The organism is Microbacterium paulum, assembly GCF_015707995.1.
GTDB classification, from domain to species: domain Bacteria; phylum Actinomycetota; class Actinomycetes; order Actinomycetales; family Microbacteriaceae; genus Microbacterium; species Microbacterium paulum.
The window spans coordinates 1-10,073 of record NZ_JAAGRY010000088.1; the positions used below are offsets into that span (position 1 = coordinate 1).

At 71.8% G+C, this 10,073-nt stretch carries 10 protein-coding genes; 4 read left to right on the forward strand and 6 right to left on the reverse strand.

Annotated features, from left to right (window positions below; all coding sequences use genetic code 11):
* On the forward strand, positions 1-865 hold an 865-nt coding region (locus G3N18_RS14800; protein ID WP_338038641.1), incomplete at its 5' end, for a barstar family protein.
* Between the two features lie 29 nt (positions 866-894).
* Here G3N18_RS14800 and G3N18_RS14805 read toward each other — a convergent pair.
* Positions 895-1,884, reverse strand: a complete 990-nt coding sequence (locus G3N18_RS14805) for an asparaginase (protein WP_196385036.1) — start codon at positions 1,882-1,884, stop codon at positions 895-897.
* 39 nt (positions 1,885-1,923) lie between these two features.
* Here G3N18_RS14805 and G3N18_RS14810 point away from each other — a divergent pair, with 39 nt between their 5' ends.
* Complete coding sequence (locus tag G3N18_RS14810; RefSeq protein WP_196385037.1) at positions 1,924-2,412, forward strand: OsmC family protein; 489 nt, start codon at positions 1,924-1,926, stop codon at positions 2,410-2,412.
* Here G3N18_RS14810 and G3N18_RS14815 read toward each other — a convergent pair.
* Positions 2,381-3,169, reverse strand: coding sequence for a 1-acyl-sn-glycerol-3-phosphate acyltransferase (locus G3N18_RS14815; RefSeq protein WP_196385038.1), 789 nt, complete (start codon positions 3,167-3,169; stop codon positions 2,381-2,383). The genes G3N18_RS14810 and G3N18_RS14815 overlap by 32 nt on opposite strands.
* Before the next feature lie 119 nt (positions 3,170-3,288).
* Here G3N18_RS14815 and G3N18_RS14820 point away from each other — a divergent pair, with 119 nt between their 5' ends.
* Both G3N18_RS14820 and dxr read left to right on the forward strand, forming a co-directional pair.
* Positions 3,289-4,266 (forward strand): FKBP-type peptidyl-prolyl cis-trans isomerase, encoded by a 978-nt coding sequence (locus G3N18_RS14820; RefSeq protein ID WP_338038642.1) that lies wholly within the window; start codon positions 3,289-3,291, stop codon positions 4,264-4,266.
* 21 nt (positions 4,267-4,287) lie between these two features.
* Positions 4,288-5,388, forward strand: a complete 1,101-nt coding sequence (dxr, locus tag G3N18_RS14825) for a 1-deoxy-D-xylulose-5-phosphate reductoisomerase (protein ID WP_196385039.1) — start codon at positions 4,288-4,290, stop codon at positions 5,386-5,388.
* Positions 5,389-5,526: 138 nt separating this feature from the next.
* Here the strand turns inward: dxr and pflA are convergent, their stop codons facing one another.
* The 4 genes from pflA to G3N18_RS14845 form a co-directional block, all read right to left on the reverse strand.
* A complete protein-coding gene (gene pflA, locus G3N18_RS14830) occupies positions 5,527-6,375 on the reverse strand; it encodes a pyruvate formate-lyase-activating protein (RefSeq protein ID WP_196385040.1) in 849 nt (282 codons plus the stop codon).
* 46 nt (positions 6,376-6,421) lie between these two features.
* Complete coding sequence (pflB, locus tag G3N18_RS14835; protein ID WP_196385041.1) at positions 6,422-8,692, reverse strand: formate C-acetyltransferase; 2,271 nt, start codon at positions 8,690-8,692, stop codon at positions 6,422-6,424.
* Between the two features lie 180 nt (positions 8,693-8,872).
* Entirely contained in the window at positions 8,873-9,571 is a 699-nt protein-coding gene (locus tag G3N18_RS14840; RefSeq protein WP_196385042.1) for a DUF1775 domain-containing protein, read from the reverse strand.
* An 81-nt stretch (positions 9,572-9,652) separates the two neighbouring features.
* The coding region (locus tag G3N18_RS14845; RefSeq protein ID WP_420827107.1) for a hypothetical protein at positions 9,653-10,073 on the reverse strand (421 nt) is incomplete at its 5' end.

Sequence of the window (10,073 nt, forward strand, 5' to 3'; positions counted from 1 at the left end):
CGGCGGGCCCGGCAGCGGGCGCACGACGCTGCTGCGCGCGATCGCCGCGCAGGCCGCCGCACCGATCTGGGTTCCCGCCGACGCCGAGGGCGCGTGGGACGCGATCGCCGGGCTCGCCTCGGCGCCTCGGGGTTCGGTCGTGCTGGTCGACGACGTCGACGCGATCGCCGGCCGCCTCGGCGACGAGCACGCGGCAGCCTGGCTCGCCGCCCTCGAACGCGCCTGCCGCGAGGCGCGCTCGCGCGGCCTCACGTTCGTGATCTCGACCGTCCGTGCGTCGGGACCGGCGTGGCGGCTGCTCGAACTGCTGCCGCACCGGGCGCTGCTGCCGCTCGCGAACCGCGCCGACCACGTCGCCGCGGGCGGCGACTCGGCCGACTTCGCCGTCGGCGCGCCCCCGGGGCGCGGGCGCTGGGGGCGCACGCACGTTCAGTTCGCGCACGTGCCCGCGCCCGCGTTCGCCGGGGAACCCTCCTCGGCCGACGAATCGGCGCCGGCGCTCGTGCTGGAGGGTTCCCGCCCGATCGCCCTCGTCGTGCCGCCCGGCGCCGACCTCACGGCCTTCCGCGCCGCGGCGGCGGTGGCCGGGCGCCGCGTCGTCGAGGTGACGGATGCCGGGGCATCCGGAACCCCTCTCGGCGCCGAGAGCATCGTCGTCGGCTCACCCGAGGCCTGGATCGCCCAGTGGCGGCTGCTCTCCGAAGCGCGCGAGCGCGGCACGCTCGTCGTCGACGCGGCGTGCGGGCCCGAATACCGCACCGTGACGGGCCGGCGCGACTTGCCGCCCTACGCTGCGGCGGGCACGCGCCGGGCGTGGCTCATCGCGCCGGGAGCGCCGGCTGTGCGCGTGACCCTGCCCGGTTGACGCGGGGTTGTCTAGCGGTGCGGCGGCGGTCAGACCGTCGGCCGGATGCGGCCGACCTCCGCGCCGCCGCCCGTGATCGACAGCGGAAGCAGCGCCATCGTCTGTGCGACATCGGCCGAAGCGAGGGCGCCGACCCGCTCGAGTAGCGCGAGCGCGATCGCCGTGGCGGCACGGCCGCTGCCGTCGAGCACCTTCAGCGCGACCGTCGCGCCGTTCGGGGCGACCATGATCATGACGCCTTCGGCGCCGCCCTTCGCGAACACGCCCAGGCGTTCGATCGCGATCGTGTCGGCGCGGCCGGGGCCGTCGATCGCCCACGGGTTCTCGCGCACCGCGCGCACGAGCGCTCCGGCCGTGCGGTGCAGGGCGAACGGCGAGCGCTCCGACGAGGTGCCGATCCGGTGCGCGGCACGCGCGAGCGACGACAGCCCCATGCCGTACACGGGCGCGCCGCACCCGTCGACGGCCGTGGCGGTCACGCGCCCGCCGATGAGGCGTTCGATGACCTCGCGGATGTGCACCTGCAGGGGGTGCGCGGGGTCGAGGTAGGTCGCGGTGTCCCACCCGTTGGCGGTGCAGGCGTAGAGCATCGTGGCGTGCTTGCCCGAGCAGTTCATGCGGATCCGCTGCGGCGAGCCGAGCTCGCGCACCATCTCGTCGCGCGTCACGGTGTCGCTCGGCCACGCCGCGGGGCACCCGAGGTGCGACTCGTCGAGCCCGGCCTGCTCGAGGATGCCGCGCACCACCGCCACGTGCCGGTCGGTGCCGGCGTGGCTCGCCGTCGCGAGCGCGAGGCGCTCACCGCTGAGCTCGGCGCCGGCGGTGACGGCGCCGAGGGCCTGCAGCGGCTTGAGGCTCGAGCGCGGCAGGATCGGGGTCTCGACGTCGCCGAGGGTCAGCGCCACGGCGCCCTCGGGGTCGAGCACGACGGCCGCACCGGCATGGCGTGACTCCACGAAGCCGCTGCGTTCGACGACGGCGAGTTCGACGGAAGATGCGACGGTCAGGGTCTCTGGCACCGGCCCAGCCTACCGCCGCGCCCGTGCCAGACTGTCGGCATGATCCGAGAGCACCGCTACGCCCTCCGGAGCGTCTGGACCGGCAACCGCGGCACCGGCACGAGCGGCTACCGCGACTACGACCGCACCGTGACGGTCGCCGTCGACGGAAAGGCCGTGCTCGAGGCATCCGCCGACAAGCCCTTCCGCGGCGACCCGACCAAATGGAACCCCGAAGACCTGCTGCTGGCGGCGCTGTCGGAGTGCCACCTGCTGTCGTACCTGCACGCGTGCGTCGAGGCGGGTGTCGTCGTCGAGTCGTACAGCGACGAAGCCACCGGACTCATGACCGAAGACGGCCGCGGCGGCGGGGCGTTCACCGAAGTGGTGCTGCACCCGCGGGTGGTGGTGGCGGAGGCATCCATGATCCCGGCCGCGCAGGCCGCCCACGCGCAGGCCCACGACTGGTGCTTCATCGCGAACTCGGTGAACTTCCCCGTGCGCCACGACGCCGAGGTCAGCGCCGCTCGTGCGGGAGAACCTGCTTGAGGCGTTCGACGGGGTTCGCGGCGGGCGCCTCGTTGTAGGCGTTCGCGAGCTCTTGCCCCGACAGCGCGTGGATCGCCGCCATGATCTCGTCGGTGGCGAGGCGCCGCGCCTTGCCGCTCGAGGCAGGCCCCAGGTGAGTCAGATCGATCGGCTCGCCGTAGCGCACCGTCACCCGCGGGTGGCGCTTGGGCATCTTCGCGCCGACGGGCATGGCCTCGTTCGTGCCGATCAGGCCCACCGGAACCACCTGCGCACCCTCTTCGAGCGCGAGGAACGCCACTCCGGTGCGGCCCTTGTAGAGACGCCCGTCGAGCGAGCGCGTGCCCTCGGGGTACAGCGCGATCGCGCGGCCCGAGTGCAGGATGCGGCGCTGCTGGTCGAGCGCGTCGAGGGCCGCCTGGCCGGCGCCGCGCTGCACGGGCGTCGCGCCGATCGCGGTGAAGAAGTGGCGGCTCACCCACCCGCGAAAGCCCGTGCCGTCGAAGTACGAAGACTTCGCGAGGAAGTACACCGGGCGCGGCGCGAACATCGGGATGATCAGCGAGTCGATGAACGACAGGTGGTTGCTGGCGAGGATCACCTTGCCGGTGCGGGGAATGTTGCGCCGACCCTCGATACGTGGCCGGTAGAAGAGGCGCGCGAGCGGCACCAGAACGGCGCGGCCGAAGTAGTAGGTGAAGCCGACGCGGGGCACCTCGTGCTCTTCGGACGCCGGAGGCTCGGGCGCATCCGTTGCGCTGACCTGGTCTTGCGTCACCCGTAGAGCTTAGTCCCGGCAGCATTCCGCCTCGTGCATGCCGTGTTCTCAGCCGGGACAGATGAAAGTGCGAGAAGATGGGTCCGCCGCGCCGCGGCAGCTCCTTCCCACTCCTTTTTGTGAGGTCATCCGTGCGCCTGCGCCCGCTCGCCGCCCTGTCCGCCGTCGCCCTTTCGGCGATCCTGCTCGCCGGCTGCTCCGGCGGGGGTGGAGGGGATGCCTCGCCGTCGGCCTCGGCATCGGCCGCGGCCGACCTCTGCTCGTCGGCCGCCCCGAGCGGCGCCGTCTCGGACGGCATCACCGTGACGGGTGACTTCGGCACCGTGCCGACGGTCGACTTCACCAAGCCGATCGACACGACGGACCTCACGCTGCAGCGCACGGTGCAGACCAAGGGCACCGGCGCGGCGATCGCCGCCGGCGACTTCGTCAACTACGCCGCCACGATCCTCGACGGCGCCACGGGCAGCGTGCTCTCGCAGGCCGGCTACACGCCCGGTGAGATCCTGCCCGCGCAGATCTCGGCCGACAACGGCGGCCAGATCTTCGGCTGCGCGACGGTCGGCTCGCGCCTGACCCTCGCCACCGCGACCGGCAACGAGACGACCCCGTCGGTCGTCTACGTCATCGACGTTCTGGGCATCACCCCCACCGCGGCGTGGGGCGAGGAGCAGGCGCCCGTCGCCGGCATGCCGACCGTGTCGCTCGGCGACGGCGGCGCTCCCGCCATCACGATCCCCGAGGGTCAGACCCCGCCCACCGAGACCCAGGTCGCGACGCTCAAGAAGGGCGACGGCCCCGTCGTGCAGGCCGGCAACCAGGTGCTGCTGCAGTACACCGGTGTGCGCTGGTCCAACGGCGAGACCTTCGACTCGACGTGGGACAAGGGCGGCGTGCCGACGAGCTTCGCGACCAACAAGGTCGTGGCCGGCTTCCAGAAGGCGCTCGAAGGTCAGACGGTCGGTTCGCAGGTGCTCGTGACGATGACCCCGGCCGACGGCTACGGCGAGGGCGACATCAACACCACCGACCTCAAGGGCGAGACGCTCGTCTTCGTCATCGACATCCTCGGAACGGCTCCCGCCGCCACCCAGTGACACCGCCGTTAGGCTGACGTCATGCGTCGCGTTCTGATCCTCGGCTCCACCGGTTCGATCGGAACGCAGGCGCTCGACGTCATCCGAGACCGCCGCGACCGCTTCGAGGTCGTGGGGCTCTCGGCGGGACGGAACGCCGAACTCGTCGCCGCGCAGGCGGCCGAGTTCGGCGTTCCGTCGTCGGCGACCGTGATCGCCGCGATCGACGGGTCGGATGCCGCGGAGCAGCTCGTGCGCGACGTCGACGCCGACGTGGTGCTCAACGGCATCACGGGGTCGATCGGCCTCGGCCCGACGCTCGCCGCGCTCGAGACGGGCCGCACGCTCGCCCTCGCGAACAAAGAGTCGCTGATTGTCGGCGGCGACCTCGTCACGGCGCTCGCCACGCCGGGTCAGATCGTGCCGGTCGACTCGGAGCATTCCGCGATCGCGCAGGCGCTGCGCTCAGGCGCGCCCGACGAGGTGCGCCGCCTCGTGCTGACGGCCTCGGGCGGTCCCTTCCGCGGGCGCCCGCGCGCCGAGCTCGAGGACGTCACCCCCGCGCAGGCGCTCGCGCACCCAACGTGGAACATGGGCCGGGTCGTCACCACCAACTCGGCGACGCTCGTCAACAAGGGCCTCGAGGTGATCGAGGCGCATCTGCTCTTCGGCGTCGACTACGACGACATCGACGTCGTCGTGCATCCGCAGTCGATCGTGCACTCGATGGTCGAGTTCGTCGACGGGTCGACGATCGCCCAGGCATCCCCGCCCGACATGCGCCTGCCGATCTCGCTCGGCCTCGACTGGCCGCACCGGGTCGCGGGCGTCGGCGCGCCGCTCGACTGGACGCGCGCCCAGACGTGGACGTTCGAACCGCTCGACGACGAAGCGTTCCCCGCCGTCACGCTCGCCAAACACGTCGGGCGCGCCGGGGGCACGTACCCCGCGGTGTTCAATGCGGCCAACGAGCAGGCGGTGGATGCCTTCCATGAGGGCGCGCTCGCCTTCACCGGCATCGTCGACACCGTGCGCCGGGTCGTCGACGCGCACGTCGCACCGGGGGAGCTCACCCGCGAGAGCCTCGCCGAAACCGAAGCCTGGGCCCGCGCCGAGGCCGACCGCCTGATCGCCGCGAGCTGAGCCGCAGCCGCGGCCGCACAAGCAATCAGCCCGCCGGGATGGGGAGGGCGGGCTGATGCTGATCCCGCTCGCCGCTGAGTGGGGTGGTGCCGCCGCGCACGGTGGGGGAGGCGCGGTCGGCAGGTCGGGGTGGTGGGGTCAGTACGTGGTGAGGCCGTGCGCGCGGAACTGCTCGCGCACGCGCTCGGTGAGTTCGGGAGAGGGCGGCTCGGTGTCGCCGAGCTGATAATCGCGCCCGAGCGCGGCCCACTTGTCGCGGCCCATCTGGTGGAAGGGCAGCACTTCGACGCGGGTCACGGTGCCGGGCATGATGTCGTTGAGCGAGGCGGCGTAGGCGGCGACCGCTTCGACGTTGGCTTCGTCGTCGGTGAGGCCGGGGACCAGCACGAACCGGACCCACACCTCGGGGCCGTGCGGCAGCTCGGCGAGCCGGCGACCGAACTCGAGCGTCGGTTCGAGCTCGCGCCCGGTGACGCGACGGTAGGTGTCGGGGTCGCCGCTCTTGACGTCGAGGAGGACGAGGTCGACGTCTTCGAGCATCGCGTCGGTCGCGGACGCGCCGAGGAAACCCGAGGTGTCGATCGCGGTGTGGATGCCGAGTTCTTTCGCTCCGCGGAGGATGCGTGCCGCGAACGCGGGCTGCATGAGCACCTCGCCGCCGGAGAGCGTGATGCCGCCGCCGGTGGCGCGGAACACGCCCTGGTAGCGCGCGATGCGGGTGAGCAGTTCGTCGCTCGTGACGGGCTTTCCGTGTTTCATCTGGAGCGTGTCGGGGTTGTGGCAGTACAGGCACTGCAGCGGGCAGCCGCTGAGGAACGTCGTCAGGCGCGTGCCTGGGCCGTCTACCGCGGTGACGAGCTCCCACGAGTGCACCGAGCCGAGCCGGCCCTCGCGCATGGCGGTCAGCCGTTCGTGGCGTGAGACGTCGGCCACCTCGAGGCCCCCGAGGGGAGCCTCGATGGTGCTGTGGATGAGTGTGGCGACCATGATTCGGCTCCTCTCGGGGGTCTGCGGGGTGGGTGGGGGACGGGTGTTACATCGAGCCGTGGAACGTGCGCGAGAGCACGTCGAGCTGCTGCTCGCGCGTGAGGCGCACGAAGTTCACGGCGTAGCCCGACACGCGGATCGTCAGCTGCGGGTAGTTCTCCGGGTGCTCCATGGCGTCTTCGAGCGTCTCGCGGTTCAGCACGTTGACGTTCATGTGGTACCCCTGCGAGCCCACGTACGCGTCGAGCAGACCCGCGAGGTTCGTGACCTGCTCGTCCTTCGTGCGGCCGAGACCGGCGGGCACGACCGTGTTGGTCAGCGAGATGCCGTCCTGCGACTCGGAGTAGGGGAGCTTCGCGACCGACAGCGCCGAGGCGAGCATGCCGTGCGTGTCGCGGCCGTTCATCGGGTTGGCACCCGGCGCGAACGGCTCGCCGGCGCGGCGGCCGTCGGGCGTGTTGCCGGTGGCCTTGCCGTAGACGACGTTCGAGGTGATCGTGAGCACCGACTGGGTCGGCAGCGCGTTCCGGTACATCGGGTGGCGGCGGATCTTGGCCATGAAGCGCTCGACGAGGTCGACCGCGATGCCGTCGGCCCGGTCGTCGTCGTTGCCGTAGGTCGGGAACTCGCCCTCGATCGTGTAGTCGACCACGATGCCGCGCTCGTCGAACACGGGCGTCACCGTCGCGTACTTGATCGCCGACAGCGAGTCGGTCGCGACCGAGAGCCCCGCGATGCCGCAGGCCATCGTGCGCAGCACGTCTTTGTCGTGCAGCGCCATCTCGAGGCGCTCGTAGGCGTACTTGTCGTGCGACCAGTGGATGCAGTTGAGCGCCTCGACGTAGGTTTCGGCCAGCCAGTCCATCGTCTTGTCGAACCGCGCCATGACGTCGGCGTAGTCGAGCGCACCCTCGCCGACGGGGGCGGCGACGGGCGAGACCTGCTTGCCCGAGACCTCGTCGCGTCCGCCGTTGATGGCGTAGAGCAGGGTCTTGGCGAGGTTCACCCGGGCGCCGAAGAACTGCATCTGCTTGCCGACGCGCATGGGGCTCACGCAGCAGGCGATCGCGGCGTCATCGCCCCACGCGGGGCGGATGATCTCGTCGGACTCGTATTGCACGGCCGAGGTGTCGATCGACACCTGCGCGCAGAAGTCCTTGAAGCCCTGCGGCAGGTCGGGGCTCCAGAACACGGTCATGTTCGGCTCGGGCGCCGGGCCCAGGTTGTAGAGCGTCTGCAGGTAGCGGAACGAGTTCTTCGTGACGAGCGCGCGGCCGTCTTCGCCCATGCCGCCGATCGTCTCGGTGACCCAGGTCGGGTCGCCGGAGAAGAGGGCGTCGTACTCGGGGGTGCGCAGGAAGCGCACGATGCGCAGCTTGATCACGAAGTCGTCGATGATCTCCTGCGCCTCGGTCTCGGTGAGGGTGCCCGCCTCGAGGTCGCGCTGGATGAACACGTCGAGGAACGTCGAGGTGCGACCGAGCGACATGGCCGCACCGTTCTGCTCCTTGACGGCGCCGAGGTAAGCGAAGTACAGCCACTGCACGGCCTCCTTCGCCGTGGTCGCGGGGCCCGAGATGTCGATGCCGTACGAGGCGGCCATCTGCTTGAGCTCCTGCAGCGCACGGATCTGCTCGGCGTGCTCTTCGCGCTCGCGGGCGATCTGCTCGGTGAAGGGCGTGGTGTCCAGGCCCAGCTTGTCGATCTTCTTCGCGGCGATGAGCTGGTCGACGCCGTACAGGGCCACCCGGCGGTAGTCGCCGATGATGCGGCCGCGGCCGTAGGCATCCGGCAGGCCGGTGATGATGTGCGACGAGCGGGCCGCGCGGACGTTCGGGGGGTAGACGTCGAAGACGCCCTGGTTGTGGGTCTTGCGCCAGTCGCTGAAGACCGTCTTGAGGGTCTGGTCGACCTCGTAGCCGTAGGTGTCGAGCGCGCCCTCGACCATGCGCCAGCCGCCGTTGGGCATGATGGCACGGCGGAGCGGGGCGTCGGTCTGCAGACCCACGATGACCTCGTCGCCCTCGATGATGTAGCCGGGGCCGTGCGCGGTGATGCCGGCGGGCGTGTGCGGGTCGACGTCGTAGATGCCCTTCTCGCGCTCTTCGGGGAACATCGCCGAGAGGGTGTCCCAGATGCGCGTCGTACGCGCGGTCGCGCCGGCGAGGAACGAGGCGTCGCCGGTGTAGGGGGTGTAGTTGCGCTGGATGAAGTCGCGCACGTCGATCTGGTCCTGCCAGGGGCCGGCGACGAAGCCCGTCCAAGCGGCGGGTTGTGCGTCGGAGGTCTGCGCGGCGGCGGGGGTGACGGTGGTCATGGTTCGCTTCCCTAGTCCTTGTGGGAGGTCCGCGCCCATCCGCGCGGTCCGTGATCCCAGGATAGAACTAGTGGTCAGACCACAGGGGAACGTGCACGGATGCCACAATCCGCCACCCTCGTACGCGGGAGCCGTTTGTGGTCAGACCACAAACGGCTCCCGCGCCGGATCTCGGTCCGATCAGCTGCGACGACGCCGCCCGGTCAGTGCGACGCCGAGCGCGGCGAGCCCCGCGACGAGGGCGCCTCCGGCGAGCCAGCGGGCGACCGGATCGGCCTGCGCCGAGGCATCCGTCGCCTCTGTCGTTTCGCCGGTGCCGTGGCTGTCGCCATCATCGTCGCCGTGATCGTGACCGGTCTCGGCCGAGACCGCGCCCACCGCGACGACGGGTGCGGGGGCCTGCAGGTCGTCTTCGGTCTGCCCGTCGGCGGCGACCTCCGACCAGTCGGTCTCGCCGACGACGCACTTCTGCAGCACGGGGAAGGCGACCGAGCTGTTCGCCGCAGACGAGGCGAAGATCACGTCGAGCGAGACCGTCGCCGAGGTGCCGCTCTCGATAGGGGTGACGGCGGTGTAGGTCACCTGGGTGGGGATGCCGTCGTCGCCGAGCTCGCGACTGATCGTGAACGCGCCGTCGACGACCGGCGTGACGCCGTCGACGCCCTCGGGGATCGTGATCACGACCGACGTCGTGGGGGAGTCGTCGCAGCCGTGGCTGAACGAGAAACCGAGGCGCGTCGACGTGCCGGCGGCCGACTCATCGGGGGTGACGTGCACGTGCGCCGAGGCGGCGAGCGGGGCGGCGAGCACGAGGGCGCCGCCGGCCAGGGCGCCGACGACGAGGCGGGCGCGGGTACCGGGCGTGCGGGTGCGGGACATGACGAATCTCTTTCTGCGTGCGGGAACGGCCGACCCGGTGGCGGGGGCCGTGAGGAAGAGCCGCGCGCCGGGTGGGATCGCTCAGGCGGCGGCGAGGGCGAACCGCTCGGGCGGGCCGCGCCGGGTCACGCTGTGCAGAAAGAGGGCCTCCGCCGCGGTGTGGCGCGGGAGGAACAGTGCCGGGGCGCTCGCCGGGCGGGCGGGGCGCGGAGCACGGGCCGGGCGCAGCACGCGCAGGATGCCTCTTGCCACCGCCGCGAGCAGCCGCTCGCTCCACGCGAGCGCGGCGAATGTGACGAGCGCGGCCACGGCGTGGCCGAGGGTCATCAGCGAGGCGGCAGGGTCGAGGGCGCTCGCCGTGTTCGTCAGGAACGGGAGCAGGTGGGTGTGCGCCGCGTGCGCGGCCATGGCGGCGTGTCCGCCGCCCGCGGGCGGGGCTGGCGGGCCGGGGGTGCCGACGGCGGCGAAGGCTGCGGGCAGCGCGAGCTGCGCGGCGGCGACG

What these genes read in the sequence shown, in the direction of transcription:
- G3N18_RS14810 (WP_196385037.1), top strand. Translation starts at nt 1,924, where the DNA reads ATGATCCGAGAGCACCGCTACGCCCTCCGGAGCGTCTGGACCGGCAAC.
- dxr (WP_196385039.1), top strand. Translation starts at nt 4,288, where the DNA reads ATGCGTCGCGTTCTGATCCTCGGCTCCACCGGTTCGATCGGAACGCAG.
- pflA (WP_196385040.1), bottom strand. Translation starts at nt 6,375, where the DNA reads ATGGTCGCCACACTCATCCACAGCACCATCGAGGCTCCCCTCGGGGGC.
- pflB (WP_196385041.1), bottom strand. Translation starts at nt 8,692, where the DNA reads ATGACCACCGTCACCCCCGCCGCCGCGCAGACCTCCGACGCACAACCC.
- G3N18_RS14840 (WP_196385042.1), bottom strand. Translation starts at nt 9,571, where the DNA reads ATGTCCCGCACCCGCACGCCCGGTACCCGCGCCCGCCTCGTCGTCGGC.